Source organism: Synechococcus sp. MIT2312 (genome assembly GCF_059772315.1).
The window spans coordinates 1443232-1468000 of record NZ_CM186281.1; the positions used below are offsets into that span (position 1 = coordinate 1443232).

Sequence of the window (24769 nt, forward strand, 5' to 3'; positions counted from 1 at the left end):
ATGACGAGCACCTACTCCGAAGCAGCCAGCACCGCAGCCAACTACTACGACAGTGATGATGCCGATCGGTTTTACGCAGGCATCTGGGGCGGCGAAGACATTCACATCGGCCTCTATGAGAGTGAGGAAGAGCCGATCGCAACCGCAAGCCGTCGGACTGTCGACGCGCTGATCGCCTTGATCGGTCAGCCTCTTCCCCCGAACGAAGCGACCACCCTGAGGGTGGTGGACTTCGGGTCTGGCTACGGGGGAGCAGCCAGGCGACTCTGCAACTGCCCCGGGATCCAGGTGGATGCCATCAACATCTCCGCGGTTGAGAACAACCGACATCGGCTGCTCAATCAAGAGGCCGGCCTCTCTGAGCGCATCACTGTTCACGATGCATCCTTCGAGGCTGTCCCCCTCCCCGATGGCTGCGCCGATGTGATTTGGAGTCAGGACGCGATTCTCCACTCCGGTGACCGCCGGACGGTGATGCAGGAAGCAGCACGTTTGCTGAAACCTGGCGGCGTGATGGTGATGACCGACCCCATGGCAGCCGATGGTGTCAATGCTGATTCACTCACGGCGATTCTCGGTCGCATTCACCTTGCGGATCTCGGATCGCCAGAGCGGTATCACCGCTGGGGCACCGAGGCAGGGCTCACGCGTACGGCATGGCATGACCGCACAGCGATGCTGATCGAGCACTACAGCAGGGTGCGCCTGGAGTTGCGACGCCGCCGTGAGGATTTGGAGCGCAGCATCACACCGGGGTATCTGGAGCGGATGGATGCCGGTCTGGGCCATTGGGTTGATGGTGGCCAGTCAGGGAAACTCAGCTGGGGCTTGATGCGTTTCAGCAAACCCCTGAACTGATGGAGCCAATCTCAGAGGAGACCCCATCGTCGAACCACTCACCGATGGAGGTCGTGAATCAACTGATCCAGGACTGGAGCCTCGAGCCACATCCAGAGGGTGGCTGGTTCCGTGAGCTGTATCGGAGCTCATCACAGGTCACCCGTGCTGATGGCCAGCAACGAACTGCCATCACCAGCATCCTCTACCTGCTGGATGCAGGGTCCAGAAGCCGTTGGCATGCAGTGCATCGGGCCGATGAGGTCTGGACTCATCTCCAGGGAACACCACTGAGTCTCTGGACTCTTGAACCGGAGGGAGGCCAAGCCGTGCAGCATGTGTTGTCCATGCACCATCCTGTTCACGTGGTGCCCGCAGGCCATTGGATGGCGGCCCGCTCGGAGGGGCAGTACTCCCTGGTGAGCTGCTGTGTCGGACCAGGTTTTGACTTCAACGACTTCGAGTTGCTTCGCGACCGGCCGGCTTCTGAACAGCCTTCAGGGGCCCTGAGCGAGCTGATCTGAGCTCTCTTACGCTCGAACGAGAGAAGGCATTCCATTGGGCAGCAGTTTCGGCACCCTGTTCCGCATCAGCAGCTTCGGCGAGTCCCATGGCGGCGGAGTCGGAGTGATCCTGGAGGGTTGCCCGCCACGACTGGAACTCGACTTGCCAGCGATTCAGGCCGAACTGGACCGGCGCAAGCCAGGCCAGAGCAAAATCACCACACCACGCAAGGAAGCCGATCAGGTGGAGATCCTGAGCGGTGTCATGGATGGCATGACCCTGGGCACACCGATTGCCATGGTGGTGCGCAACAAAGATCAGCGGCCCCAGGATTACCAGGAGATGGAGGTTGCCTTTCGACCCTCCCACGCCGATGCCACCTATCAAGCGAAGTACGGCATTCAGGCGCGCAGCGGCGGAGGCAGGGCATCAGCGCGCGAAACGATCGGCCGCGTGGCTGCTGGTGCCATTGCCAGGCAGTTGCTGGACAAGGTCCATGGCACGGAGGTCGTGGCCTGGGTCCGGCGCATTCATGACCTTGAAGCCACGGTGGACATCAATGCTGTGAGCCGCGAAGCCGTAGAAGCCAACATCGTGCGATGTCCGGATGCTGCGATGGCTGATCGGATGATCGAACGGATTGAGACGATCGGCCGCGAAGGCGACTCCTGTGGAGGTCTGATCGAATGCGTAGTACGCAGGCCTCCCGTCGGCCTCGGAATGCCTGTGTTCGACAAGCTGGAAGCGGATCTGGCCAAGGCGGTGATGTCACTACCCGCGACCAAAGGGTTCGAAATCGGCTCAGGTTTCGCCGGCACACGGCTGAAAGGGAGCGAGCACAACGATGCCTTTCTGCCCAGCGACGAAGGGCGTCTGCGGACAGCCACCAACAATTCCGGCGGAATACAGGGAGGCATCAGCAACGGCGAGCCGATTGTGATCCGGGTGGCCTTCAAGCCAACCGCAACGATCCGCAAAGAGCAGCAAACAATCAACGACCGCGGACAGGCCACCACCCTCGCCGCCAAAGGTCGACATGACCCTTGTGTGCTGCCCAGAGCCGTGCCAATGGTGGAGGCCATGGTGAATCTGGTTCTGGCCGACCACCTGCTCAGACAGCAGGGTCAGTGCAGCCTCTGGTGAGGCTGCACTTGGTGATTCAGCTGCGAGCCGGAGACGTAATGCCGCTGCCGCTCCCCAGCTGAGCTGCGGCCTTGGCCATGCGTCCGGCCACCGATCCGGATGCCGATGACTTGGTGGCCTTACGGGCACGACGAGCCGCGCGGGGCTTGCTCGCAGTGCTCACGGTTGTCGACGTTGTCGTCGTCTTCTTGGCTGCTCTCGTCGTGGTCGGCTTGCGTGAAGCGGGTTTCTTCACGGAAGTCTTGGCGACTGCAGCTTTCGCTGTGGGAGCCTTGGCCTTGGAAGCCTTGACGGCAGCACGCTTTTTAGCAGCGGGCTTTTTGGCCGCAGGCTTCTTAGCGGCAGGCTTTTTGGCAGTCGACTGGCGTGCAGGCTTGACGCTGGACTGGCGGTTGCGATGGCTCAACACCATCACCCACTCCTCATCGCTGAGTGAAGAGGGTTTGCTGCCATGGGCATTGGCCAGTTTGGCGGCCTTTTCAATGTCCTGGATGAGATTGACCCAGGAGGTTGAGAAACGCTTGTCGGACTGCGAGCGAGCCCCGCTTTCGACCAGGGTCTCGACGACGCCGGAGGCGGTGACCTTCTTGCGACGTCGATTGAAAATTTCCTTCTGCAACTGAGCGATCAAAGCATCAGCTTTGTCGCTCAACTTGATGGATAGCTGAGACATCGTCCCCGAAACATCTCTCTTATCTGTAGCAGATGGGTCTCATTACTACCACTCATGCGCCAATCCAGGCAGCAAGGGAGGGATCAAAATCGTCGTTTTCGAACACCGTTCGACCAAGTGCGATGGCGTCATATCCGGCGTCCAGCCAGGAGTAGAGGTCACCGGCACGCAAGCCTCCAGCGGCAATCATGAAAGGGAGATCGCCCATCGGTGCTGCGATCTGACGATGAAAACTGCGACCCAGCACGCTTGCCGGAAACAACTTCACCAAACGGCAACCCAGATCACAGGCCTGCCTGATCTCGGAGGGAGTCATCACACCTGGGACCAACAAAAAACCAAGCTGCTCAGCTCTGTGCTGTAACCCCCGATCCAACAGCGGCGACATGGCGTAGCTGAATCCAAGCTCAGCGACCTGCTGCAGAGCCGATTGCTGAGTGATCGATGCCGCTCCAAGGGACAGACGTGGATAACGAGACCTCGCTGCGATCACAAGATCACACCAGCGGGGATGCTCAACCCAGGCGATCTCAACATGCTGAACACCCGCCTCTACCAGCTGATCGAGCTGATGGCAGAGACGGGTGGTGGAAAACACTGACTCCAGATCAATGCGTTCTGGACGCAAGACAACCAGGAGAGGTTGAATCCGCAACGAGCGAATCAACCCCGCATCGGTTTCAGACGTATTCGGCAATACGGACATCACTGCGGATCAGCAGTTCCTGGAACTCTTCGGCATCCACGGTTTCCTGGTCCACGAGCATGTCAGCGAGCTCTTCGAGCACAGAGCGGTTGTCAACGAGAACCTTGGTGGCACGCCTGTAGGCCAGGGCAACAAGATCAGACACTTCCTCATCAATTGTTGCGGCAGTGTCTTCCGAGAAGTCGCGCTCAGCCGCAATGTCGCGTCCGAGGAACATGCCTCCTTGGGAACGACCAAGGGCCACCGGACCCAGTTTGTCGCTCATCCCGAAGCGGGTGATCATCTGTCTTGCAGTGGAGGCAACCTGCTGGAGGTCGTTGGAAGCACCTGTGGTGACTTCGTCTTCTCCGTAGACGATTTCTTCGGCAACACGACCACCGAGCGCAACGGCCATCTGATTCTGCAAATAGGTGCGGGAGTACAGACCCGACTCCATCCGCTCCTCACTGGGAGTGAAGAAGGTCAGACCGCCGGCATTGCCACGCGGAATGATCGAAATCTTCTGAACCGGGTCGTAATCAGGCATGAGGGCACCGACCAGAGCATGGCCAGCCTCGTGATAGGCAACGAGACGCTTACGGCGATCACTCATCACGCTGTCCTTTTTCTCAGGACCAGCCATGACCCGCTCAATGGCATCACTGATCTCGTCATTGCTGACTTCGCTCAGATCACGCCTGGCAGCCAGGATTGCTGCTTCGTTCAGGAGGTTGGACAGGTCGGCGCCTGTATAGCCAGGAGTTCGGCGGGCCACCTTGTCGAGGTCGACATCCTTGGAGAGAGTCTTGCCACGGGCATGAACTCCGAGGATCTGTAGACGACCTGCGTAGTCGGGTCGGTCCACCGTGACCTGACGGTCGAAACGTCCCGGACGCATCAGAGCTGAGTCGAGCACATCAGGACGGTTTGTAGCGGCAACAATGATGATTCCGGTGTTGCCCTCGAAACCATCCATCTCGGTGAGCAACTGATTCAGTGTCTGTTCACGCTCGTCATTGCCGCCACCCATGCCAGCTCCACGCTGGCGACCGACCGCATCAATTTCATCAATGAAGATGATGCAGGGCGCATTTTTCTTCGCCTGTTCGAAAAGATCTCGAACACGGCTCGCACCAACGCCGACAAACATCTCGACGAATTCCGAACCGGAGATCGAGAAGAAAGGAACGCTGGCCTCACCAGCCACAGCTTTGGCAAGCAGAGTTTTACCGGTACCTGGAGGGCCCACCAGAAGAACACCCTTGGGGATCGTGGCTCCGACAGCGGTGAAGCGGTCAGGGTTCTTGAGGAAGTCAACGACTTCAGTGAGCTCGAGCTTGGCTCCTTCCACACCCGCAACGTCACCAAACGTGGTTTGCGTGGAAGGCTCCATCTGGACCCGAGCCTTGCTTTTGCCAAAATTCATGGCCTGGTTACCGCCGCCGCCACCGGACTGCGCACGACGGAAGAGGAAAAACAACCCACCGAGCAGCAGCAAGGGGAAGATCAGGCTTGAAGCGGCCTGCTGCCAGGCGCCGGGCTGGCGGGAGGGCTGAACAGCGATATCAACGTTGTGATCGGTGAGCAGCTTGAGAAGATCCTTGTCTGGCGCGAGATTCACCTCAGCGCGGCGACCATCGGTCTCAACGACCTGAGCAGTACCGCGATCGGGAGACAGCAGAACTCTGCTGACCTGGTCTTCCTGAACCCTCTCCACAAAATCGCTGTAGCGCAGTGAACGTGCCTCGGGTTGAGGGCTGCCGGCGCCACCAAAGAAAGCCGGTGCGATGACAACAATCGCGAGCACGAGGAGGGCACCAAGGCCGATGTTCCGCCAACGTTTGTTCAAGGGTCTTCCGCCTCTGATGAAGGAATGTTAATAGGTAGTTGAGAGCTCAGGTGGACCGAAGTACATCCACGACGCTCTTGAAGGCAAACCACTCGGGGATTTCTTCACCGCTGCGCAGCATCTTGCGGAACTGAGTGCCGCTGAGCTTCTTCACGTGCAGCCCTCTTGCCTCAGCGTGTTCCGCGGTGACATAACCCTCTTCCTCCGTGTAAACGAGGTTGAGAGAAGGCACGGTTTCCATGGTGAGCTCAGGCGCGCACTCCTTGGCAAAGTTCTGAGCGTCGTAGGGACCGTAGAAGTCGTCACCGCTCAGGGAGGACTTGCAGCCGGCCATGTCGCGCCCAATGATGAAGTGGGTGCAGCCGTAATTGCGGCGGATGATCATGTGCTGCAAGGCCTCACGGGGACCTGCCATATGCATGGCGTAGGGAAGATAGGCCCAGCGGATCCGAGCGTTATCCACCTCGGCAGCAAGTCGCTCGTAGGTCTGGAATCGAACAGCTCCAGGAATGTCATCCTGCTGGGTGGGACCGCAGGTTGGATGAACGAGAACCACTGCGTTCTCACTGACATTGCTGGCATGCAGGGCTCGAGTGAACAGCTCGTAATGGGCTCTGTGGATGGGATTGCGGCACTGGAAGGCCACAACGTCCTCACCTTCCGGCAGGCCTGCGCGAACCTCAGCTGGGGTTTTGCAGGGGAACACACGCGACGGCAGCTCAAGGCCCTGAATCAGACCACCGAGGTAGAAACGGCGACGCTCTGTGGCGATCATGCGCACAGCAGGATGTTCCAGTGATGTGGTGCCGTAGCAACCCTTGGCCTCGATGACCTTGTCTGGCTCCCACTTGTCCTCAACGGTGAGCACGGCAAGGTCCTGGCCCTTGTAGGTGAGCAGGATCTTCTGCCCGACCGTGATGTCCTCACGATCGGTGTCCATCACGATCGGCAGTCCGAACAGATACCCCGAGGTGGTGCGATTCCCGGCCACCACTGCGTCGTAATCAGCCTGGTGCATGAAACCCCTTTCAGGGGAAAAGCCACCGACCACCAGCAGCTCAACGTCACAGGCATTGCGATCGGAGCATTCGATGCTGCTGCTGGCTGAAGCCTTGACTGCAGCTTTGTCACCTTCAGGAACCATCAAATCCACCAGGGTGCCCCCGTAGGGAGCGATCACACCGGACTGAGAGGAAGGGGTGCTGGCAGTCATGACAGGCCGGAGTGGATTGGAAAGACGGCGCGATTCTCCCAGACAACAGCCTGCGACTTCAGCGAACAGGGGTCACAACAAAAAAGGGGCCGGAGCCCCTTGATGCAGATCGAACTGGCTTGAAGCTTCAGGCCTCTTCGAGCTGGCCGTAAAGCTCTCCTGTGATCTTGACGTCCACAGTCTCTCTGCTGCCCATATCAGAGTCGGAAGGCTGGATGGCGGAGAACACGCCCGCGAATTCGCCGGTTTCAGGATCAACTTTGGTGATGGACAGGCTCATCACTCCCTGTCCGTCGATGTACTGCTTCTTGTTCTCTTGATCGAGCTGCTGGTAATCACCACCGAGACCAATCAGACCCTGGGGGTAGTCCACACCAGTTGTGAGTGAACGGCCTTTGGGGTCAAGGAAGTTGCTGGTGCGGTAGCTGGGTGTGCGGTATTCGCCTTCAAAGTCGGTGCTGGTGGTGATGGCTGCACCTTCCGCATCGACTTTCAAATTTTTACTTGAAAACGTGAACGGAAACTCCTCTCCGCCAGGAACCAGAACGGTGATGGCCTGGAAGTCGATGCCACCTTCCTCGGTGAAGGACAGACCTTTCTCACTGACAACGAGGTCTCCGTAGACCTGGTCAAGGCTGGAGGTGTAACGAGTGAGGATCTTGCCCTCAACGAACTGGGCTTCCTGACGCTTGTTGGCAGGCTCACCTTTCACGAAGACCTGGCTGGGATGCATGCAGATGGCACTCAGCTGATAGTCATTGCCGGGAGTCAGCGGAATGGAACCACGTGCGGATTCAGGCAGCGTGGGGCAATCATTCGCCCTGCCGGTGTTACGGATGTCGTCGTACGTGATGTTCGAGCGATCAACAGCCTGAGCATCTCCGCTACAGGCAGTGACGAAGGTCAGACAGAAAGCCAGCACAAGGGCCAGCAGAGGACGGATGCGCATGGAGGAGAAGCCGAAACTCCGGCTGTTGACGATGTCCACCGGACAGGCGGATCCTACAGGTGTCAAACGGCCGCACCGGCTAGCCTTTTGCACGTCTCAACAACGTGAAGTGTTCTCCATGCAGCACGACGGCAGTGAAACCATCCAGGAGAAGCTGCAGCCGGCGCTGAAAACACTCCGAGAACTGTCGGAACAGCATCGAGACGATCCCGAGTCTTTGCTCCTGCTCCTGCGTGATCTGGAAGCCCTCCACAGAGACATCCAGGACGACGCGTTTCGGGAAAGCCTTCCGGGAGACCGCCAAAAGCTGTTCGCCCTGCTCAAAACGATGGAACGCAGTGGCGGCTGGCCCTACATCCCCCGCCTGCAACTGCGCACGTTCATCGACCTTCTGGAGCAGGATCCCGCCGATATGGCTGCATGATCAACAGTCCTGCTTGATCAAGAGGGCTGCTTGATCAAGAGGGCTGCTTGATCTCTGACAGTCGATCCAGCAAGCGGTGGGACAACACGAGCTTGTCTTCGAGAGGACAGATCTGACAGCGATCCCCTGGACCCAGAAGCCAGCCGGCGTTCTGATCACTATCGAGCCCCTGACCGAGGCGGTCGACAGGATTGATCATCAACAGATCACAGCCCTTGGCCTGAAACTTGTTGCGGCCGAGCTCAAGCAGTTGCTCATCGGTTCCTGTCAGGGCGGCAAAACCAAGCACAGACTGACCTGCAGGGCGTCTGCTCACCAGTGACTGCAGCAGATCAGGCGCCGGCTCCCAACCACCCTCCAGCGCCCCAATCAGCTGGTCTTTCGGCAGCTTCTCAACATCAGTGGGACGCGTTCTGCGCAAATCGGCGACCGCAGCGCACATCAACACCGCATCCGCTTTCGGCTGCAGCTGTTGGATCCTGTCGTTCATGGCATCACTTCCCTCCACTGCATGACACCGCAGCCCCTCCAGCCAGGACGGCGGAACCTGTAGTTGGCCATGCACCAAATCAACGGAGGCACCGCGCAGATGTGCAGCCTGAGCCAACAGAACACCCATGCGGCCACTGCTGCGGTTGGAGAGAACACGGACACAGTCCAAAGCTTCCAGAGTCGGACCGGCGGTCACCAGCACATGCCTGCCGCGCCAGTCGGATTTGAGGTGGCCCTCAGCATCGGCTTGCAAAAGGGCGCTGGCGGCAGCCAGTTCAATCCTGACGGGGTCTGCCATGCGGCCCGTGCCGAGACGGTCACAGGCGAGCAGACCGCCCTCAGGCGTCAGTGGCAGCACTCGAGGATCGTCCAGCAGAAGACCCCAGTTGCGCTGCACGGCTGGGTGTGTCCACATGGCTGTGTTCATCGCTGGCGCCGCCAGAACTGGGCACTCACAAGCCAGCAAAAGACTGGCCAGCAGTCCCTCGCCATCACCCTGAACCCAACGAGAGAGTGATGTTGCAGTGAGCGGAGCCACCACCACGAGATCCGCCCATTCGGCCAGTTCGATATGCAGTGGTCGCGGGCACGAAGGGTCCCACTGGTCGGCGTCCTGCAGGCAGGGTTGACGACTGAGCGTTGCCAGAGCCACTGGACTCACCAATCGGGCAGCGCTTGCGGTGAGCACACAGCGGACCTGGGCCCCTGCCTGCACCAGTGCACTGACCAGCAGCGGAGTCTTGACAGCCGCAATACTCCCAGAGGCCGCGACCAGCACCCGTCGTCCCTTCAGTAGCCCCGGCATTGGCTCAGTCCTCGTCGAAGGGTTCCTGATCGATCAAATGGGCGTATGGAGCGGTGAGCTCCGGTCGATGAATGGCGAGGGCTCTCAACAGATGCCAGTCATTCAGGCCTTCAAAGGGAGTCGGGTAGTCGTCGTACTCCAAACGGCGCGCCAGTGTCGCAACGGATGCCTCATCAAATGAAGCCAGTCGCTCCGGAGTGATCAGCATGCAGGCACGAACCACTGATGATCATTTTGCCTTCGGATGCGTTTGAAAACCGGCGCTAGGTTGCCCTGCCCGGGGAATTAGCTCAGCTGGTAGAGCGCTGCGATCGCACCGCAGAGGTCAGGGGTTCGAATCCCCTATTCTCCATCGAGGTCTTATGAGATCAAGGTGGATTGGAGTGCTGATGCAGAACAGTCGCTCAGGGAAGTCCCTTTTTTTGTGCGACCAGCCGTTCGCCGCAGAATTGAATCATTGGCACAAGACTGCAAGCGCGACTGCATCGATTCAGCGTTTTACGCCGAAGCCAGGGCGAAATTTGCGAAGCGCTGAATCATGATCAGGCCGACGCTTGACTACCGGCAGGCGATCAGGCCTTCACTGCTGATGGTGCTCAGCATCACGGCCTGTCTTTCAGTGCTCGTCAGACCTTCCGCTCTTTTGACCTACGGACTGATTCTTCTGGCAGGTGGCCTGTCCCGCCGCTGATTAACGCTCTTGAGAGCGTTCATTCAGGCCATGCGGTAAAAGAGAGGCTGAGAAAGCCACGATTGATGTCTCAGTCGAAAAGAGAACAGGTAGTGAGCCATCTGCGCTACATCCGCCAGGAACTCCGTGAAATGCATCAGGGCGTGATGGAAGACGGCCTCCTGCCTGAAGCCGGCGAGGTGCGAGGTGTCATGGCCCAAATGGAAGCGCTACTTGAACTGCTCGAAGGCAAAAGCTCTCGAAAAGCAAAAGCCGAATCCGACTGAATCTTGAAGTCTGCACTTGCCAAGCAGCGCGGTTCAGGCTTTTCTTCGGAAATAACAACGTCATCAACCAGACATTTTTGGGCTTTTTGCATCAAAAGCCTCAATATGTAGCGGTTGATAGAGGCAATCACCCCATAAATGGTGTATACATTGTCTGGCAGGGTTCGGGCCGGGTGATGGGGATCATCGGTTGTTGTCCCTGCCTCTCTTTCAAGAGGTTGCAAAGTTGACAGCGCGTCTTCAAGCAACACGCCTGCAGAGAACGCTCGGAGAAGCGGGGAGCAGGCTGGACCTGTGGGCCACCAATCCATGGAGACGAACGTCACTCCTGCTCATCGCCCTCACTGGAAGCTTCATGATCGGAAACGGCGTTGCTTCCGTCTCTGGTGCTCTCAATCTGATGGACCCTGTGGCAGCGATGCTCACCGTGGGGCTGATGGAACTCATGGTGCGGGCGAGAAGGCACTGGGCCAAAGATCGCGACAGTCACTTAGGTCGACAATTGCTCGACATGACGCGAATCGGGCTGCTTTATGGGCTCCTGCTGGAGGGATTCAAGTTGCTTTGATCCACTTCAGATGATTGAAAGCGCAGACAAAACTGTTCGGCATCCATACGCTGAATTCAGATTGTCAACCTTGCATCCATGGCTGGAGCGCATTACTTCCTCGAGCTGGATCCACCCGAAGAGCGCCTGAGAGACGCGCCCCACGTGGTGATTGTGGGTGGAGGATTTGCTGGTGTTCGTGCCTGCAAAGCGCTGGCCAAGGCAGACGTCCGCATCACCCTGATCGACAAACGCAACTTCAATCTGTTCCAGCCTCTGCTTTATCAGGTTGCGACAGGCCTTGTCCCCAGCGGTGATGTAGCGACCCCGCTGCGACAGCTGGTGGGACGCCAAAGCAATGTGCAGGTCCTGCTTGGAGAAGTGACTGAGATCAAGGCTGCAGACAAGCAGATCATCTTCAGCGGCAAGGCTTACAGCTATGACCACCTTGTGCTGGCGACAGGATCGGGAAGCACCTTCTTCGGTCATGAAGAGTGGCGGACCTTTGCCCCACCGATGAAAATCCTTGAGCACGCCGAAGAGATTCGGCGGCGGTTGCTGATGGCCATGGAGCAGGCCGAACAGACGCCTGACCCTGAGGCACGACGTTTCCTACAGACCGTCGTGATCGTTGGAGGAGGGCCCTCCGGTTGCGAAATGGCTGGAGCCGCTTCCGAACTGATGCGCAATGCCATGCGCAAGGAATTCCGCCAGCTGAATCTGGAAGACACCAGGATCGTTCTGGTCGACCCAGGCGACCGCGTACTGAGAGCGATGCCGGAGGAGCTGTCGAAGGCTGCGCAGAAATCTCTGTCGGCCCTCGGTGTGGAGTTTTTGTTCAAAGGGCGTGTGCAGAGCATGCAACCCGGTGAAGTGATTGTGGGAACGCCGGATGGTGAGCGAAAGCTGCAGGCAGCCACAGTGATCTGGACCGCCGGCGTGCGGCCCTCACATCTCGGGCGCAAGTTGGCGGATTCCGTGGGCTGCGAGACGGACCGTGCTGGCCGCGTGATTGTGGAGCCAGACTTCTCCATGAAGGGGCATCCCGAGATCCGAGTGGTGGGGGATCTCTGCTGCTACAAGCACACCCGAGATGGAAATCAGCTGCCTGGGATGGCCGGGCCTGCAACCCAGGCCGGAGGGTTTGTGGGCAAAGATATCGCCGCCATCGTGGCCGGCGGATCACGGCCAAATTTCAGCTGGTTTGATTTCGGCAGCATGGCCGTACTGGATCGCGTCGACGCGGTCGCAGACCTGCGTGGATTCAAATTCAAGGGCGGTCTTGGCTGGCTGCTTTGGGCCGCTGCTCACCTCGCCTTCATGCCCAATGAGGAGAATCGCTTCTCGTTGCTATTGAAATGGATCTTTGCGGTGGTCTCTCAGGCCAGAGCATCGATGTTGCTGACGGGCATGCCAAGTCAGCACATGGGCTTGGACGCACCGGATGCCGCATTCCCAATGGCACCAGGAGCAGGCCCATCGATCTCTGAACCCGGAGCAGCTCTACGGGCAGCGATGGATTACTACTCCAATCAGGTTTCCGGTCTTTCGCCTCAACCCAAGGCAGATGAGTCCACGGAGGATTCCGCCGCTGCCATCAAATAAAGCAGGGCCATCCTGATCGGGATGCCATTGCTCACCTGACTTTCAACCAGATTGGCGCTCAGGTCATCAAGCAGGGCGCCACTCATCTCAATCCCCCGGTTCACCGGACCGGGGTGCAGCACTGGAATGGAGGCTCCGCATCGAGCCAATCGCTCATGGCTGAGGCCGTAATCACGGTGGTAACGGTCCAGCGCGCTGAGCATGTGCTGACGCATGCGTTCCTTCTGCAAGCGAAGGGTCATGACGGCATCAGCCCCCTCGAGGGCAGCATCAAGGTCGCGACAAATGGTCAATGAACCGCGCTGCGCAACGGGATCCGCGGCCTGGCCAGGCGGAGGCTCAGCCAAAAAGTCGCCGAAGGCATCCGGCACCAGACTCGGCGGACCACACAGCACGACATCAGCGCCGCAGGCACTCAAGGCCCAGAGATTGGAGCGGGCGACACGTGAATGCAGGATGTCTCCCACAATCACGACCCGCCGCCCCTGCAAAGCCTCCGGCAGAGGATTAGCAGCATCGAAATAATGGGCCAGTGTGTAGAGATCGAGCAGCCCCTGACTGGGATGGCTGTGCAGACCATCACCGGCATTGAGGATTACCGTGCGATCACCCGTGCGCTCTAGAGCTTCAGCCAATTGGCGAGGCACACCGGTGCAGCGATGGCGCACCACCAACATGTCGGCTCCCATCGCCACGTAGGTGCGTGCGGTATCGAGCAGTGACTCCCCCTTGCTGAGCGAACTGCTGGAAGGCGAAAAACTGGAGACATCTGCCGAGAGACGCTTGGCCGCCAGCTCGAAACTGCTGCGCGTGCGGGTGCTGGGCTCGAAGAAGAGGGTGGCCACCAAGCGGCCCTGCAAAGCCGGCAGCCGACGGGCACCTGTGACCGGCATCGACCGGAACCGATGGGCCAACTCCAGAACAGTCGCGAAGTCTTCCCTGGAAAAGGCCGCGAGATCAAGGATGTGTCGGTGTGTCCAGGTGCTCAACTGAACGTCAGCTCACCTGGTTTGATCGTAGATCCGCAGTGTTCAACTGCACAGCGAACCAGCGCAGAAAGCTTGTGCGGGCTTCGGGGAACGATCGCCTCGAGCCCGTTTACTCACGCTGCGACTGGCCTGTAAGTACCAGCGCAGGGGAAGCTCTTGGCCCTGATTGATCCCGATCCGGGTGGTGGTGAGCAAAACAGGTTCGCTCAGCGCAACCGGGCGGGGTGCAAGCCAGAGATCACTGTCACCGCAGACCGCCAGGCCATCACAACGGCGATCGATCCCAAATCGGCGGGCCAACAGGCCCGGCCCGGCCGCGATCCGCTCAGGCTCATCAGGCAATGCCACAGCACGCAGCAACACGCCATTGGCCCATTCAGGGCGCTCCGTCACCACATTCACGCAGTGGTGGATGCCATAGCTCACATACACATAAAACCGCCCTGGCTCACCAAACAGCGTCTCGTTTTGCGGTGACCGACGCCGGTAGCCGTGGCAGGCAGGCTCATCCTGTGAATACGCCTCTGTTTCCACAATCACGCCCCAGAGCAAACTTCCATCCGCTTGGCGTTTCACCAACCTGCAGCCCACCAACTCAGGTCCAACAACTTCTGCAGGGCGACAGAAGAAGGATTGAGGCAGAGCGGGGAAATCCTTGGCGATGTGCTGAGTGGCTATGTGCGTGGCTGGAGCGACAAACCTTCTTCACCCAAGTCTGACAAGGCTGCATGCAGAAGAGACAATGAAATGAACAAAGACCTGTCTCTCAGATGTCAGAAGAGCAACTCAAAGCCTTCCTGGAGAAGGTCAAAGCAGACACCAGTCTTCAGGAGAAGCTCAAAGCAGCTGCTGATTCAGACGCAGTTCTTGCGATTGCGAAAGATGCAGGATTTATTATCTCTGCTGAAGACTTGAAGAACGCTCAAGTCACAGAGCTTTCAGATGAGGAATTGGAGGGCGCAGCTGGGGGTGACTGGTGTTGTCCATGGAGATGCTTTGGGTCACTTACAAGTCACTAGACGTTCGCAAGCCCAGACTTACACACCCGCGAAAGCCCCTGCATTGACAGGGGTTTTTTATTGCTTCAATGGTCTGACTGACCCCATAAATCAGCCTTCAATACCTGGCACCATCACCAACTAAACACTCAAGACTTTCACCGGACCAGATGCCTAATCCATCCACAAAAAATACAAGGCAGAGCAAATAAAGCCTCAGCTTTCTTTAGTCCTACATCTACCCTTATTCCCTCAACGCAACTGCCAAAACCTTCGCTCCCTATCGCCATCACGGATGCCATTGGCTCGTCTAAATCTCACCGCAACTTGATACCACTCCTCTGGGATTTGATTGAGCCGAACATCAAAAGCAAAAGGGAGTTGCTGTTGCCCTGGTGAGACACGCTTTCTCTTGCTTCTACGACCACTTCTTGCCTCAACCAATCGCTTCAGCATCCGTGAGCCCCAATGGCACTTCGCTCCTCCCTTGGCGTGATGGCGATACGTCCGAGGTAACGCCCCAAAGCAAACTTCCATCGCTCTGGCATTTCACCAGCCGGCAACCCACAAGCTCAGGTCCCACCAGCTCTGCAGGACGCCAGAAGAAGGATTGAGGCAGAGCGGGGAAATCCTTGGCGATGTGCTGAGTGGCTTTGGGCGTGGCTGGAGCGACAAACCTTCTTCACTGAAGTCTGACAATGCAGCCTGCAGAAGGGACAATGAAATGAACGAAGCCCTTTCTTTCAGATGTCAGAAGAGCAACTCAAAGCCTTCCTGGAGAAGGTCAAAGCAGACACCAGTCTTCAGGAGAAGCTCAAAGCAGCTGCTGATTCAGACGCAGTTCTTGCGATTGCGAAAGATGCAGGATTTATTATCTCTGCTGAAGACTTGAAGAACGCTCAAGTCACAGAGCTTTCAGATGAGGAATTGGAGGGCGCAGCTGGAGGAATGGATGGTTGGTGCCAACTGGACCCGGTGCCAACTGCCTGTCTGAACACCTGGAACTGAGGGTGGTTGGAAGCCTACACACCCGCGAAAGCCCCTGCATTGACAGGGGTTTTTTATTGCTTCAATGGTCTGACTGACCCCATAAATTAGCCTTCAATACCTGGCACAATTGAGCGCAGTATGTGTTAGCCAAAGACAGTGCGAGATATGGTTGCTATAACAGTTAAAGACTTCAGATACCCATGTCAGAAGAGCAACTCAAGGCATTCCTGGAGAAGCTCAAAGCAGACACCAGCCTTCAGGAAAAGCTGAAAGCAGCTGATGATTACGATGCTGTTATTGCTATTGCGAAACAGGCTGGCTTTAGCATCTCTGCTGATGACTTTCGCTCAGAGCTTTCTGAAGAGGAACTGGAAAACGTGGCTGGGGGGGATTCTGGAGGGGATTTCCTGTCTTATGCAGGCTGCGACACTGGGAGATGTGGCGCCTGTAGCTGGGGCTGCCCAGGGTAATAGGTGGGGGCATCTGCGGATAGCCTAAACACCCGCTAGAGCCCCTGCATTGACAGGGGCTTTTATTTCTTCAATCACCCCAAAAAGACCATCAATCAGCCTTCAATACCTGGCACGATTGACCGCAGTAATTGTTAGCCAAAGACACTTCAAGTTATTGTTGCTATAACCACTAAGGACTCCTGAAACCCATGTCAGAAGAGCAACTCAAAGCCTTCCTGGAGAAGGTCAAAGCAGACACCAGCCTTCAGGAGAAGCTCAAAGCAGCTGCTAATCCTGATGCCGTGGTTTCTATTGCAAAAGAAGCAGGGTTTAGTATTTTTGCTGATGACCTAACTAAGGCTCAATCCGAACTTTCAGACGAAGAGCTGAACGACAAGGAACTGGAAGGCGTGGCTGGAGGGAATGACTGCGGAACCTACTGTAGCTTCGGGGCGGGTACCTGCGGAGTTGGTCATTACTCCTGGTGATGAATCTGATCAAAACCTTGTACACTAAAGAAAGCCTACTCATTGCAAAGCCCCTGCCGCCGCAGGAGTTTTTATTTCTTCAACCTCGCCAATAAGCTCATAAATCAGCCTTCAATATCTGGCACGATTTAGCACAGTAATTGTTAACCAAAGCCTGTAGAGAAGACCGTTGCTATGACAGCAGAACAGACCTGATACCCATGTCAGAAGAACAACTCAAGGCATTCCTAGAGAAGGTCAAATCAGACACCAGCCTGCAGGAGAAACTCAATGGAGCTGCAGATGCAGATGCTGTTGTGGAGATTGCCAAGGACGCAGGCTTTTCAATTACCGCAGAAGATATTCAATCTAGATATTCAATCCGCTCACGAGAATTGGCAGACGAGGAGCTGGAGGGCGCAGCTGGTGGAGCTGGCACCTGGGACACCCGTTGCCAGCAGTGGACCTCCAGCTACTACTATCAAGGCTTATGTTGTTAGTGGACCTTATAGTTTGAAAACAAATACACAAGAAGTGGACCTTAATTAAGTGGACCTTGTACTTGTTTAAACAAGCCTACACACCCGCGAAAGCCCCTGCATTGACAGGGATTTTTTATTGCTTCAATGTTCTGACTGACCCCATAAATCAGCATTCAATACCTGGCACTATTGAGCGTAGTAATTATTAGTCAAAGACACTTCAGCAGACCATTGCTATAATTACTTAACAGACTTGACACCTATGTCAGAAGAACAGCTCAAGGCATTCCTCGAAAAAGTCAAAGCAGACACCATTCTTCAGGAAAAGCTCAAAGCTGCTTCGGATGCTGATGCAGTAGTTGCGATTGCAAAAGAAGCTGGGTTTAGTATTTCTGCTGACGATTTGAAGAAGGCTCCATCAGAAATTTCTGAAGAGGAGCTGGAAGGCGTGGCTGGAGGTGATTGCAGGCCTGGCTGGACTGCTGCTTGGACGTACTGGTGTTCTGTGTGCGTGCCTGACTGAGCCTACTCATCAAAGCCCCTGCAACGGCAGGGGTTTTTATTTCTTCAATCACCCCATACCCACCATCAATCAGACCCAAATAGCATCCGATACCTGGCACCACTGACAACAAAACAGTCAAAGCTTTCACACGCCCAACCGCCTAATCCATCCATAAAAAATACAAGGCACAGCGAATAAAGCCTACGCATTCTGTTGCCCTACTTCTACCCTTATCCCCTCAACACAACTGCCAAATACTTCGCTCCCTGTCGCCATCTCGGATGCCATTAGCCCGTCTAAATCTCACTGCTACTTGATGCCACTCCTCTGGAATTTGATTGAGACGCACATCAAATACAAACGGCAGTTGCTGTTGCCCTGGCGAGACACGCTTTCTCTTGCTTCTACGACCACTTCTTGCCTCAACCAATCGCTTCAGCATCCTTGAGCCCCAATGGCACTTAGCTCCACCCTTGGCGTGATGGCGATACGTCCGAGGTAACGCCCCACAGCAAACTTCCATCGCTCTGGCATTTCACCAGCCGGCAACCCACAAGCTCAGGTCCCACCAGCTCTGCAGGACGCCAGAAGAAGGATTGAGGCAGAGCGGGGAAATTCTTGGCGATGCGCTGGGTGGCTATGGGCGTGGCTGGAGCGACAACCTTCTTCACCGAAGTCTGACAACGCTGCTTGAAGAAGAGACAATGAAATGAACAAAGCCCATTCTTTCAGATGTCAGAAGAACAGCTCAAAGCTTTCTTGGAAAAGGTCAAAAGCGACACCAGCCTTCAGGAGAAGCTCAAAGCTGCTGCTGATTCCGATGAAATCGTTGCAATTGCTAAAGACATGGGATATAAAATTTCAGCCGATGACATTCAGACCGAGATTTCAGACGAGGAGCTGGAAAGTTTGGCTGGAGGCAAGTACTCAGGGTGCGGAGGTTTTACGTGTGTTAGTTACTCGCCATAGAGTGCGTGGTCGACAATGCGGCACGTGAGTTGGAATAAAGGTTGTATACGACAAAGAGTTGAAAAGGCTGGGGAGTAGCTCGTTACATTTCACCAAGGCCCCTGCAACGGCCGGGGCTTTTTATTGCTTCAATCACCCTCATGCTTCCATTCATCAACATGCAACCACTGCTGCACTAGCCAGACATTTACAATCAACCGGAGAGGCACTGCTTGACATAAGCATATGACTTAATGGTGATGCGTTTACCCGGCTCAAGACCGATCTTGTAATGACTAAGCACCGCTGCTTGCTGATATTCATGCTTACTCACCATCTTCTGCGAAAAATCAAAACGCCCCTGCATCATGTCAACCAATCTTGCATCTAATTTTTGACCAATAGGCAGATGTTGATGCACGGAACGAACATGCATAGTAGCCGACGTCGTTAGACCGAAAATATCGGCAAGCTGATCCAAGACGAACCAGTTTCTAGTTTCGGATATCACCTGCAACGGAAAAATTTCAAGGCAAAAACGAGGAGAAATTGCAGCTCGTTTCATATTTATGTCGAGACACAATCTAAAGGTTATTTCGCTCACTTTAAGCAGAGATACAACAGCAGAATTGACTTGATTCAAAAACTCTGCTGGTACATCGATACAATGTTCCGCGCGCAAGGCTTTACGAATATCAATGGGGCTTTTCAAGCAACCAAATATAAGCTTAAGATCTTGCGGACGACCCACCATCACACCCAGATTAATGGGCTCTCCTAATACTTGAACGAGACTACTGATTAGACTTTTGAAGCCATTTTGATGCTTAACAGACGGTTGACTTTTGGCCCGCTGGATCTCACCTATAACATCAAAGACTGACGAAAATACAGGCTTAGCATCCTCCTGAATTTCATGACTTAATGGAATAAAAATACCAGCCACAGAGATTTGTCCATTGCGCGCCTCACACTCAATAATGTGATCACCTTGCAGTTGCAAAGCAGAAGTGGCATGAGTGGTTAGCCGGCCAGAGCTTGAATCATTGCTAGAAAACAGACTGCCACCAAAATCACCACTATGGCCAGATGGTTCTAAGCAAATTTCTTCAATCTCAGACCACCATTCAGGCATGATGATTTTCTGAATTTTTTTGCTCCATTCATGGCCAAAGAAAGATATGTCAATAATTTCTGACTTGTCGTGATGGAACTCAAGTCCTACAATAATTTCATCTACTTTTGCATATTGATCAACGAATGCCAGACAATCGCTGATGGGTAAGCATTGCGCTTTGATCAGCTGAAACAGCTCTGGATAAGCAAAACTTGCTACGACGCGCAGAACATGTGAAATCTGTGCTTTCGAGGGATCAGCGCCTGGGTTATCAGAGGGAACAACTTCCACGAATCAAACCGCCAGAACCTTCTTTAATTCTATTTCCACTGTTTCCAAAGACTCACCCGGGAGATTCCGTAGCACTATCATATAGCAACCAAGTTTTTGCAACCCAAAAAGAATTTATAGTCTGTTCAGAAGCTTTAAATCCAAACAAACAGAATCATCATTATTTCGAGCTCAACGCGTACATCACTAACACTTCTCAAACTCAAAAGCCGCTTCAACCTCGCCAAGATCAGTCCGAAGCTCAAAACCAGGAAAGGACACCATACTTGGTTCACGCAAGAGATCAAAGTCCTCTTATGGTTTGACAAGAATTCAAAATCAGATCGTTTAACCAACACAATTTGAATTTCTAATTTAAACCGTTTTTGCTGACCACTATGCCATCTCAACACGCCTCAGCAACAGATACTGAACAGTCTTCTCCGCAGCAGGTTGCAAAATGATGGTCCGAAAACCCTTGTAATTGTCATGGCAGGACTCTCCTGAGCCGAGCGCCAGATATTTCCTTCGGCAACCGATTTCACCACGGAAATAGCTAACAGCTTATTATTTCAGCAGCAATGCACTTTCCTCAAGCTCGTACCGATGCTCGACACTCAGAAGCAACCTGAGCTCAGGAAATAACGACACCGCAAATCCGTTCAATACGGTAACATTTATAAACCATCAACAAGAAACACTCTCCCCACAGAAGGAAAATCGTGGTGCTCAAATTTTCACTTTTGATGCCAACAAATTCATAATTTTTTTCGGAAAGCTGGGCTGCAACATTAGTTGAATAGATCGGCCTGCAATGGAATGAAAGCTATCTAAATCCAGAGCAATGCAAGAGAATTGTCTAAACTGAAAGTGATATACAAAACCACCAACTCATCAGCACCAAAATCTGTCGGGGGTTGAAAAAATCATAAAGATCTTTTGAAGCAGGCAAAAGCCGTTCTACGAGAAGGCGGGCTTTTCAACATCTAAAAAAAAATAGTGAGCGAGATGAATAACCGCCAGCCTGAAACCATCGAGAAGCGTCACCGATGAATCCAGCGCTACAGCAACGCCGAGAATTCTGCTTTCTGGTACTGGCCGGGTTGTTTCTGGGGACCCTGGGCATGCTGAACATTCTTGGCCTGACCCGTTTCCTCGAACTGGGACACATTGGTTCCTGGCCGGTTGTGGTGGCTGTGGGTGCCCTGCCCTACCCGATCACCTTTCTCTGTACGGATCTGATCAGTGAACTCTGGGGAGAGAAGAGGGCCGCCCAGGTGGTTTGGGTTGGCCTGCTGCTCAACGGCTGGGTCGTGCTGATCCTCTGGCTGGGAGGTGTTTTACCAGGAGTGGAAGGAGCGCCTGATGCCACATTCTTCGAAATCCAACGCCTGGCCTTCGGATCAGTCATCGCCTCCATGGCTGCCTATCTGACAGCTCAGTTTGTGGATGTGCGCATGTTCCATTTCTGGAAAAGGGTGAGCAATGGCAAGGCCCTGTGGCTGCGCAACAACGGTTCCACGCTGGTGAGCCAGTTGGTGGACACCAGCGCTGTGGTGCTGATCAGCCATTACGCCTCGGGCGTTCTCCCCGTGCGTCCGGGTGAACCAGTGGCCCCGCAACTGATCTCGTTCATCGCCAGCGGCTATCTGTTCAAGTCGGCCGCTGCACTGGCGGACACCCTGCCGTTCATCTGGATCACTGGTCGACTGAGACAGTGGCTTGAGGTCCCCCAGAGCGGCAGTGAGATCGGGGGCGATGACGATCCCTGCATGCAAATGATGACAAGCACCAATCCGCTGTCAGGCTTGGAGAAACCGATCTGACGCCATGGATGCTGCACTCTCCGGTTTCAACCTGGGCTCGGTGTTGCTGTTCAGCAGCGGCTTCTTCGTGGTGGCCACGTTCTTGTTCGGCACCATGGGCGGCTACTACAACACCGATCAGTACGACGGCAACGGCACAGCTCACTGAAGCCAGCTCTCACGATCGACTCTCAAGCCAACGCCACGCTCGGCATGCCTTCCATCCTCCCCGGCCCGGCCGCTAGCAACGACGCCATTCGCCTGGCCCTGCAGAGCTGGCCCGACGTGGATCAGTACCTGCAAAGCTGCAAAGGAATCATTGTTCCCCTTGGATCCACTGAGCAACATGGCCCGACAGGAGCCATCGGCACCGACGCCCTGACCGCCGAGGCCGTAGCGCTTGAGCTCGGACGACTGAGCGGCGTCCTGGTCACTCCGGTGCAGGCTTTCGGCATGGCCGAACACCATCTCGGATTTGCAGGCACCATGAGCCTTCAGCCCGCAACCTTGCTGGCTGTGATCCATGACCTTGTGATCTCACTGGCCACCCACGGCTTCGAGCGGATCCTGGTGGTCAATGGTCATGGCGGCAACATCGCCACAAGCAAGGCAGCCTTCGCTCAGGCCTATGGCACCGCCGCAAGCCGCGGCCTGGAGGTTGCCCCGCGCTTGCGCTGCAGGCTGGCGAACTGGTTCATGGCCGGTCCGGTGATGAGGCGAGCCCGTGAGCTCTACGGCGACCGCGAAGGACAGCACGCCACCCCCAGCGAAATTGCCGTCACCCTGCATCTCCACGACAGTCTGATCAGCAAGCAGAGATCGCTGCCGGATCCAGCACCCTGCGGATCGATTCATGGGCCTGCGGACTTCCGCCGCCGTTACCCAGATGGACGCATGGGGTCAGACCCCTTTCTGGCCAGACCAGAACACGGTCAGGAGCTTTTGAACACGGCAGCGAAGGCGTTGCGCGAGGATCTGGAAACTTTTCTCGCCGCTGCATGAGCAAGATCACCGCCGACGACGTGCGCAAGGTGGCCCATCTGGCCCGCCTCGATCTGCCTGAGGAGAAAATCACGACCTACACAGGGCAGCTCGAGCGCATTCTCGATTATGTGGATCAGCTCCAGGGCGTTAACACCGAAGGAATTCCTCCCACCACCCGTGCAGTGGAAGTGGTCAATGCCACAAGAGACGACAAGGTGGAGCCAACACAGGTTCGGGAAGAGCTTCTAGAACAGGCACCTTTGAGAGAAGGAGACTTCTTTCGGGTACCCAAAATTTTGGCTGAATAATTCAGCGAGAAGTCGAACGTCTCGACTCGGTTTTGATCGCAATCTGATTGACAAATCCGAGCCAGGATCGCTGCAATCGTCGCAGAGGCATGAATCTGGCAACGCGACGCATTTTTCCTCGACGGCGTTTGTGACTGCGGACGCCAACAAGAATGTCGTAGAGGAAGTTATATCCATCGCGGCGCGTTTCAAAAATTCCCAGCCGCTGTGGGGAGCCTTTGGAGTCGAGCAAAGGCTTTGTGGCTTCGTAAGCAGGTTTGTAATCAAACCAGGGAATGGAAGGCCAGAGGTGATGGATCAAGTGATAGTTCTGACCCATGATCAACCAGTTCATCATCCGACCTGGATAGATCCTGGAATTTTTCCAGCGATTACGAGACGTGAAAGGTCTGTGGGGCAGGTAATCAAAAAACAGCCCCAGGGTCACTCCCACCATCAGAGCTGGAGCAAACCAGCAATTGAAGATGAAGGGAAGAAACTGAAATTTGGCCGCAGCAAGAACAATCACCAGAAACACACTGCGCTCGAGACCCCACTGCATCAATTCCCAGCGCTTCCATAACTTGCGCTGAAAGAAAAACCACTCGTGATAGAAAAATCGAGGAGCAATCAACCACAGAGGTCCAAAGGTGCTCACGATGTGATCGGGATCATTGTGGGGATCGTTCACATGGGCGTGATGCTCGAGATGCACCCTGGTGAAAACAGGGAAACTGAAGCCGAGCAACAGTGCTGAACCATGTCCCATCGCCTGATTGATCCAGGGAACCGGATGCGCCGATTTATGGCAGGCGTCATGGATGACGGTGCCTTCCAGGTGCAGAGCTAGAAAACCTGTGCTCAAGAGCACTGGCAGGGGCCATCCCGCTGCAAACCAACCCCAGATGGTCAGTGCGGCCAGCACATAACCACCAATGAACAACACCACTGTGAGGTTCAACGCTGCAGGTGGTGCCAAGAACTCCCTCGGCACAGAGCGCAGGCGAGTCTCAGGGCCTTGCTTTGCAGGTTGTACGAGGGCCTGTGTCATCAGCGAGGGGAGATTGGCTGACCGCTGTAAGTGGAACCAAATTAGGGAAACGAATGCCCACCGGGGGACTTGAACCCCCACGACCGAAGCCACTGGTACCTAAAACCAGCGCGTCTACCAATTCCGCCAGATGGGCAGGTTGCAACTCTAGGCAGACAACCAGAATGCACCCAGACATGCTGCTTCCTTGATGCTGGCCACAATCGCTGGAGACCTTTGTCTGCTGTTGGGCCTGGCGGTGCTGCTGCTGCCATTGCTCGCCACGGAACTGAGTCGGCCCAGAGACGGGATCTGGGGAGGCGTTGTGCTGCTGCTCGGCCTGGTGTTGGTCACCAGCAGTGATCGCCTGCGCGGTGCACCGATGCTCGCCGTCATCTGCAGCGCGTTGCTGATCAGTCGACTCGGCGCAGAGGTCGCCCAATCACGCTGGCAACGACTCAGCCAAGAGGAGCAACAGCGCCTGCGGTCGAAAGAACGTTGGACGACAAGCGTGCAACAACTCAGCACTTCGGTCACCACACTGCTGAGCAATCTGCAGGCTGCAATCGGCAGCCTGAAATCCGAGCCACCGGCTGCCGACCGTGAAGAGGGCAGTAGCCGCAGCGGCAAACGCTGGGTTCGTCCGGAGGACTCCAATCAGCCAGACACCTCGCAGGAAGCTCTTTCAGCAACCCTGGAGAAGCCCAAGGAGGCAACGGCACCCAACTTGGCCAGCGAGGACGGATAATTCCGTCTGCAGCT

33 protein-coding genes, 2 tRNA genes and 2 pseudogenes are annotated in these 24769 nt (G+C 55.6%); 22 read left to right on the forward strand and 15 right to left on the reverse strand.

The window, feature by feature from the left end; all coding sequences use genetic code 11:
* From AC6EI9_RS08430 to aroC, 3 genes are read left to right on the forward strand one after another with little or no spacing between them, the layout of a single operon-like run.
* Nucleotides 1-858 (forward strand): SAM-dependent methyltransferase, encoded by an 858-nt coding sequence (locus AC6EI9_RS08430; protein WP_498467346.1) that lies wholly within the window; start codon nt 1-3, stop codon nt 856-858.
* Nucleotides 858-1361, forward strand: coding sequence for a cupin domain-containing protein (locus AC6EI9_RS08435; protein ID WP_498467347.1), 504 nt, complete (start codon nt 858-860; stop codon nt 1359-1361). The genes AC6EI9_RS08430 and AC6EI9_RS08435 overlap by 1 nt, the downstream gene beginning before the upstream one ends.
* 34 nt (nt 1362-1395) lie before the next feature.
* Entirely contained in the window at nt 1396-2484 is a 1089-nt protein-coding gene (gene aroC / locus AC6EI9_RS08440; protein ID WP_498467349.1) for a chorismate synthase, read from the forward strand.
* A 16-nt stretch (nt 2485-2500) separates the two neighbouring features.
* Here the strand turns inward: aroC and AC6EI9_RS08445 are convergent, their stop codons facing one another.
* The 5 genes from AC6EI9_RS08445 to psbO form a co-directional block, all read right to left on the reverse strand.
* Nucleotides 2501-3157 (reverse strand): hypothetical protein, encoded by a 657-nt coding sequence (locus tag AC6EI9_RS08445; protein WP_498467351.1) that lies wholly within the window; start codon nt 3155-3157, stop codon nt 2501-2503.
* 52 nt (nt 3158-3209) lie between these two features.
* Complete coding sequence (locus AC6EI9_RS08450) at nt 3210-3863, reverse strand: bifunctional 4-hydroxy-2-oxoglutarate aldolase/2-dehydro-3-deoxy-phosphogluconate aldolase (RefSeq protein ID WP_498467352.1); 654 nt, start codon at nt 3861-3863, stop codon at nt 3210-3212.
* The gene (gene ftsH, locus AC6EI9_RS08455) at nt 3838-5691 is read right to left on the reverse strand and encodes an ATP-dependent zinc metalloprotease FtsH (RefSeq protein WP_498467353.1); all 1854 of its coding nucleotides are present in this window, start codon (nt 5689-5691) and stop codon (nt 3838-3840) included. The genes AC6EI9_RS08450 and ftsH overlap by 26 nt, the downstream gene beginning before the upstream one ends.
* Nucleotides 5692-5737: 46 nt before the next feature.
* A complete protein-coding gene (gene sat / locus AC6EI9_RS08460; protein WP_498467355.1) occupies nt 5738-6904 on the reverse strand; it encodes a sulfate adenylyltransferase in 1167 nt (388 codons plus the stop codon).
* Nucleotides 6905-7031: 127 nt separating this feature from the next.
* The gene (gene psbO, locus AC6EI9_RS08465; RefSeq protein WP_498469986.1) at nt 7032-7853 is read right to left on the reverse strand and encodes a photosystem II manganese-stabilizing polypeptide; all 822 of its coding nucleotides are present in this window, start codon (nt 7851-7853) and stop codon (nt 7032-7034) included.
* A gap of 118 nt (nt 7854-7971) precedes the next feature.
* Here psbO and AC6EI9_RS08470 point away from each other — a divergent pair, with 118 nt between their 5' ends.
* Entirely contained in the window at nt 7972-8277 is a 306-nt protein-coding gene (locus AC6EI9_RS08470) for a hypothetical protein (RefSeq protein ID WP_498469987.1), read from the forward strand.
* Between the two features lie 34 nt (nt 8278-8311).
* Here the strand turns inward: AC6EI9_RS08470 and coaBC are convergent, their stop codons facing one another.
* Together coaBC and isiD are read right to left on the reverse strand one after the other, a co-directional pair.
* On the reverse strand, nt 8312-9574 hold the full coding sequence (coaBC, locus tag AC6EI9_RS08475; protein ID WP_498467357.1) for a bifunctional phosphopantothenoylcysteine decarboxylase/phosphopantothenate--cysteine ligase CoaBC: 1263 nt from the start codon (nt 9572-9574) through the stop codon (nt 8312-8314).
* A gap of 4 nt (nt 9575-9578) precedes the next feature.
* Complete coding sequence (isiD, locus tag AC6EI9_RS08480) at nt 9579-9782, reverse strand: protein IsiD (protein ID WP_067098620.1); 204 nt, start codon at nt 9780-9782, stop codon at nt 9579-9581.
* Between the two features lie 71 nt (nt 9783-9853).
* Here isiD and AC6EI9_RS08485 point away from each other — a divergent pair.
* The 6 genes from AC6EI9_RS08485 to AC6EI9_RS08510 all read left to right on the forward strand — a co-directional run bounded on the left by AC6EI9_RS08485 (nt 9854) and on the right by AC6EI9_RS08510 (nt 12683).
* A tRNA-Ala gene (locus AC6EI9_RS08485) sits at nt 9854-9926 on the forward strand.
* A 72-nt stretch (nt 9927-9998) separates the two neighbouring features.
* Entirely contained in the window at nt 9999-10109 is a 111-nt protein-coding gene (locus AC6EI9_RS08490) for a hypothetical protein (RefSeq protein ID WP_498469988.1), read from the forward strand.
* A gap of 3 nt (nt 10110-10112) precedes the next feature.
* The gene (locus AC6EI9_RS08495) at nt 10113-10265 is read left to right on the forward strand and encodes a hypothetical protein (protein WP_498467358.1); all 153 of its coding nucleotides are present in this window, start codon (nt 10113-10115) and stop codon (nt 10263-10265) included.
* 65 nt (nt 10266-10330) lie between these two features.
* Complete coding sequence (locus AC6EI9_RS08500; RefSeq protein ID WP_006042295.1) at nt 10331-10531, forward strand: DUF8635 family protein; 201 nt, start codon at nt 10331-10333, stop codon at nt 10529-10531.
* 226 nt (nt 10532-10757) lie between these two features.
* Entirely contained in the window at nt 10758-11099 is a 342-nt protein-coding gene (locus AC6EI9_RS08505; protein WP_498467359.1) for a DUF565 domain-containing protein, read from the forward strand.
* 78 nt (nt 11100-11177) lie between these two features.
* Nucleotides 11178-12683: an NAD(P)/FAD-dependent oxidoreductase gene (locus AC6EI9_RS08510; RefSeq protein WP_498467360.1), complete on the forward strand. Its 1506-nt coding sequence runs from the start codon at nt 11178-11180 to the stop codon at nt 12681-12683.
* On the opposite strand, the gene AC6EI9_RS08515 is transcribed toward AC6EI9_RS08510, so the two are convergent.
* Together AC6EI9_RS08515 and AC6EI9_RS08520 are read right to left on the reverse strand one after the other, a co-directional pair.
* Nucleotides 12632-13672 carry an aspartate carbamoyltransferase catalytic subunit gene (locus AC6EI9_RS08515; protein ID WP_498467361.1) on the reverse strand — a complete coding sequence of 347 codons (1041 nt, stop codon included), beginning with the start codon at nt 13670-13672 and terminating at the stop codon, nt 12632-12634. The two genes, AC6EI9_RS08510 and AC6EI9_RS08515, sit on opposite strands and share 52 nt — an antisense overlap.
* Before the next feature lie 42 nt (nt 13673-13714).
* A complete protein-coding gene (locus AC6EI9_RS08520; RefSeq protein ID WP_498469989.1) occupies nt 13715-14350 on the reverse strand; it encodes a DNA-3-methyladenine glycosylase in 636 nt (211 codons plus the stop codon).
* Between the two features lie 92 nt (nt 14351-14442).
* Here AC6EI9_RS08520 and AC6EI9_RS08525 point away from each other — a divergent pair, with 92 nt between their 5' ends.
* Nucleotides 14443-14691: a Nif11-like leader peptide family natural product precursor gene (locus tag AC6EI9_RS08525; RefSeq protein ID WP_498467362.1), complete on the forward strand. Its 249-nt coding sequence runs from the start codon at nt 14443-14445 to the stop codon at nt 14689-14691.
* Between the two features lie 231 nt (nt 14692-14922).
* On the opposite strand, the pseudogene AC6EI9_RS08530 reads toward AC6EI9_RS08525, so the two are convergent.
* Nucleotides 14923-15174, reverse strand: a pseudogene (locus AC6EI9_RS08530) (hypothetical protein); the annotation flags it as partial.
* 243 nt (nt 15175-15417) lie between these two features.
* Between AC6EI9_RS08530 and AC6EI9_RS08535 the strand changes: the two are divergent.
* From AC6EI9_RS08535 to AC6EI9_RS08555, 5 genes are all read left to right on the forward strand, one after another.
* Complete coding sequence (locus AC6EI9_RS08535; protein WP_498467364.1) at nt 15418-15678, forward strand: Nif11-like leader peptide family natural product precursor; 261 nt, start codon at nt 15418-15420, stop codon at nt 15676-15678.
* A 182-nt stretch (nt 15679-15860) separates the two neighbouring features.
* Nucleotides 15861-16130, forward strand: a complete 270-nt coding sequence (locus AC6EI9_RS08540) for a Nif11-like leader peptide family natural product precursor (RefSeq protein ID WP_498467366.1) — start codon at nt 15861-15863, stop codon at nt 16128-16130.
* A 191-nt stretch (nt 16131-16321) separates the two neighbouring features.
* A complete protein-coding gene (locus tag AC6EI9_RS08545) occupies nt 16322-16600 on the forward strand; it encodes a Nif11-like leader peptide family RiPP precursor (protein WP_498467368.1) in 279 nt (92 codons plus the stop codon).
* A gap of 200 nt (nt 16601-16800) precedes the next feature.
* Nucleotides 16801-17079, forward strand: coding sequence for a Nif11-like leader peptide family natural product precursor (locus AC6EI9_RS08550; RefSeq protein WP_498467370.1), 279 nt, complete (start codon nt 16801-16803; stop codon nt 17077-17079).
* Nucleotides 17080-17323: 244 nt separating this feature from the next.
* The gene (locus tag AC6EI9_RS08555) at nt 17324-17584 is read left to right on the forward strand and encodes a Nif11-like leader peptide family natural product precursor (protein WP_498467372.1); all 261 of its coding nucleotides are present in this window, start codon (nt 17324-17326) and stop codon (nt 17582-17584) included.
* A 220-nt stretch (nt 17585-17804) separates the two neighbouring features.
* Here AC6EI9_RS08555 and AC6EI9_RS08560 read toward each other — a convergent pair.
* Both AC6EI9_RS08560 and AC6EI9_RS08565 read right to left on the reverse strand, forming a co-directional pair.
* Nucleotides 17805-18056, reverse strand: a pseudogene (locus tag AC6EI9_RS08560) (hypothetical protein); the annotation flags it as partial.
* Entirely contained in the window at nt 18028-18237 is a 210-nt protein-coding gene (locus AC6EI9_RS08565; RefSeq protein WP_498470154.1) for a hypothetical protein, read from the reverse strand. The pseudogene AC6EI9_RS08560 and the gene AC6EI9_RS08565, both read right to left, overlap by 29 nt.
* A gap of 61 nt (nt 18238-18298) precedes the next feature.
* On the opposite strand from AC6EI9_RS08565, the gene AC6EI9_RS08570 reads away from it, so the two are divergent.
* Complete coding sequence (locus AC6EI9_RS08570; protein WP_498467373.1) at nt 18299-18535, forward strand: Nif11-like leader peptide family natural product precursor; 237 nt, start codon at nt 18299-18301, stop codon at nt 18533-18535.
* A gap of 193 nt (nt 18536-18728) precedes the next feature.
* On the opposite strand, the gene AC6EI9_RS08575 is transcribed toward AC6EI9_RS08570, so the two are convergent.
* Nucleotides 18729-19922, reverse strand: coding sequence for a hypothetical protein (locus tag AC6EI9_RS08575; protein ID WP_498467375.1), 1194 nt, complete (start codon nt 19920-19922; stop codon nt 18729-18731).
* Nucleotides 19923-20950: 1028 nt separating this feature from the next.
* On the opposite strand from AC6EI9_RS08575, the gene AC6EI9_RS08580 reads away from it, so the two are divergent.
* Genes AC6EI9_RS08580 through gatC form a run of 4 tightly spaced genes read left to right on the forward strand, consistent with a single transcriptional unit; the run spans nt 20951 to nt 22998 of the window.
* On the forward strand, nt 20951-21727 hold the full coding sequence (locus AC6EI9_RS08580) for a queuosine precursor transporter (protein ID WP_498467376.1): 777 nt from the start codon (nt 20951-20953) through the stop codon (nt 21725-21727).
* 4 nt (nt 21728-21731) lie between these two features.
* The gene (locus AC6EI9_RS08585) at nt 21732-21875 is read left to right on the forward strand and encodes a DUF8629 family protein (RefSeq protein WP_498467377.1); all 144 of its coding nucleotides are present in this window, start codon (nt 21732-21734) and stop codon (nt 21873-21875) included.
* 44 nt (nt 21876-21919) lie between these two features.
* A complete protein-coding gene (locus AC6EI9_RS08590) occupies nt 21920-22708 on the forward strand; it encodes a creatininase family protein (protein ID WP_498467379.1) in 789 nt (262 codons plus the stop codon).
* On the forward strand, nt 22705-22998 hold the full coding sequence (gene gatC / locus AC6EI9_RS08595) for an Asp-tRNA(Asn)/Glu-tRNA(Gln) amidotransferase subunit GatC (RefSeq protein ID WP_498467381.1): 294 nt from the start codon (nt 22705-22707) through the stop codon (nt 22996-22998). Before AC6EI9_RS08590 ends, gatC begins: the two co-directional genes overlap by 4 nt.
* Nucleotide 22999: 1 nt before the next feature.
* Here the strand turns inward: gatC and crtR are convergent, their stop codons facing one another.
* Both crtR and AC6EI9_RS08605 read right to left on the reverse strand, forming a co-directional pair.
* On the reverse strand, nt 23000-24028 hold the full coding sequence (gene crtR / locus AC6EI9_RS08600) for a beta-carotene hydroxylase (RefSeq protein WP_498467382.1): 1029 nt from the start codon (nt 24026-24028) through the stop codon (nt 23000-23002).
* 54 nt (nt 24029-24082) lie between these two features.
* Nucleotides 24083-24164 (reverse strand) — tRNA-Leu (locus AC6EI9_RS08605).
* A gap of 54 nt (nt 24165-24218) precedes the next feature.
* Here AC6EI9_RS08605 and AC6EI9_RS08610 point away from each other — a divergent pair.
* The gene (locus AC6EI9_RS08610) at nt 24219-24755 is read left to right on the forward strand and encodes a Ycf66 family protein (protein WP_498467384.1); all 537 of its coding nucleotides are present in this window, start codon (nt 24219-24221) and stop codon (nt 24753-24755) included.
* Nucleotides 24756-24769: the final 14 nt, after the last annotated feature.

Bases quoted from the DNA above. Each gene is read 5' to 3' on its own strand.
- crtR (WP_498467382.1), bottom strand. From the start codon at position 24,028: ATGACACAGGCCCTCGTACAACCTGCAAAGCAAGGCCCTGAGACTCGC.
- coaBC (WP_498467357.1), bottom strand. From the start codon at position 9,574: ATGCCGGGGCTACTGAAGGGACGACGGGTGCTGGTCGCGGCCTCTGGG.
- AC6EI9_RS08470 (WP_498469987.1), top strand. From the start codon at position 7,972: ATGCAGCACGACGGCAGTGAAACCATCCAGGAGAAGCTGCAGCCGGCG.
- AC6EI9_RS08610 (WP_498467384.1), top strand. From the start codon at position 24,219: ATGCTGGCCACAATCGCTGGAGACCTTTGTCTGCTGTTGGGCCTGGCG.
- AC6EI9_RS08510 (WP_498467360.1), top strand. From the start codon at position 11,178: ATGGCTGGAGCGCATTACTTCCTCGAGCTGGATCCACCCGAAGAGCGC.
- AC6EI9_RS08540 (WP_498467366.1), top strand. From the start codon at position 15,861: ATGTCAGAAGAGCAACTCAAGGCATTCCTGGAGAAGCTCAAAGCAGAC.
- AC6EI9_RS08550 (WP_498467370.1), top strand. From the start codon at position 16,801: ATGTCAGAAGAACAACTCAAGGCATTCCTAGAGAAGGTCAAATCAGAC.
- AC6EI9_RS08445 (WP_498467351.1), bottom strand. From the start codon at position 3,157: ATGTCTCAGCTATCCATCAAGTTGAGCGACAAAGCTGATGCTTTGATC.
- isiD (WP_067098620.1), bottom strand. From the start codon at position 9,782: ATGCTGATCACTCCGGAGCGACTGGCTTCATTTGATGAGGCATCCGTT.
- AC6EI9_RS08545 (WP_498467368.1), top strand. From the start codon at position 16,322: ATGTCAGAAGAGCAACTCAAAGCCTTCCTGGAGAAGGTCAAAGCAGAC.
- gatC (WP_498467381.1), top strand. From the start codon at position 22,705: ATGAGCAAGATCACCGCCGACGACGTGCGCAAGGTGGCCCATCTGGCC.
- AC6EI9_RS08450 (WP_498467352.1), bottom strand. From the start codon at position 3,863: ATGTCCGTATTGCCGAATACGTCTGAAACCGATGCGGGGTTGATTCGC.
- AC6EI9_RS08580 (WP_498467376.1), top strand. From the start codon at position 20,951: ATGAATCCAGCGCTACAGCAACGCCGAGAATTCTGCTTTCTGGTACTG.
- AC6EI9_RS08495 (WP_498467358.1), top strand. From the start codon at position 10,113: ATGATCAGGCCGACGCTTGACTACCGGCAGGCGATCAGGCCTTCACTG.
- AC6EI9_RS08535 (WP_498467364.1), top strand. From the start codon at position 15,418: ATGTCAGAAGAGCAACTCAAAGCCTTCCTGGAGAAGGTCAAAGCAGAC.
- AC6EI9_RS08500 (WP_006042295.1), top strand. From the start codon at position 10,331: ATGTCTCAGTCGAAAAGAGAACAGGTAGTGAGCCATCTGCGCTACATC.
- AC6EI9_RS08585 (WP_498467377.1), top strand. From the start codon at position 21,732: ATGGATGCTGCACTCTCCGGTTTCAACCTGGGCTCGGTGTTGCTGTTC.
- AC6EI9_RS08525 (WP_498467362.1), top strand. From the start codon at position 14,443: ATGTCAGAAGAGCAACTCAAAGCCTTCCTGGAGAAGGTCAAAGCAGAC.
- AC6EI9_RS08590 (WP_498467379.1), top strand. From the start codon at position 21,920: ATGCCTTCCATCCTCCCCGGCCCGGCCGCTAGCAACGACGCCATTCGC.
- AC6EI9_RS08555 (WP_498467372.1), top strand. From the start codon at position 17,324: ATGTCAGAAGAACAGCTCAAGGCATTCCTCGAAAAAGTCAAAGCAGAC.
- AC6EI9_RS08435 (WP_498467347.1), top strand. From the start codon at position 858: ATGGAGCCAATCTCAGAGGAGACCCCATCGTCGAACCACTCACCGATG.
- sat (WP_498467355.1), bottom strand. From the start codon at position 6,904: ATGACTGCCAGCACCCCTTCCTCTCAGTCCGGTGTGATCGCTCCCTAC.
- psbO (WP_498469986.1), bottom strand. From the start codon at position 7,853: ATGCGCATCCGTCCTCTGCTGGCCCTTGTGCTGGCTTTCTGTCTGACC.
- AC6EI9_RS08570 (WP_498467373.1), top strand. From the start codon at position 18,299: ATGTCAGAAGAACAGCTCAAAGCTTTCTTGGAAAAGGTCAAAAGCGAC.
- AC6EI9_RS08430 (WP_498467346.1), top strand. From the start codon at position 1: ATGACGAGCACCTACTCCGAAGCAGCCAGCACCGCAGCCAACTACTAC.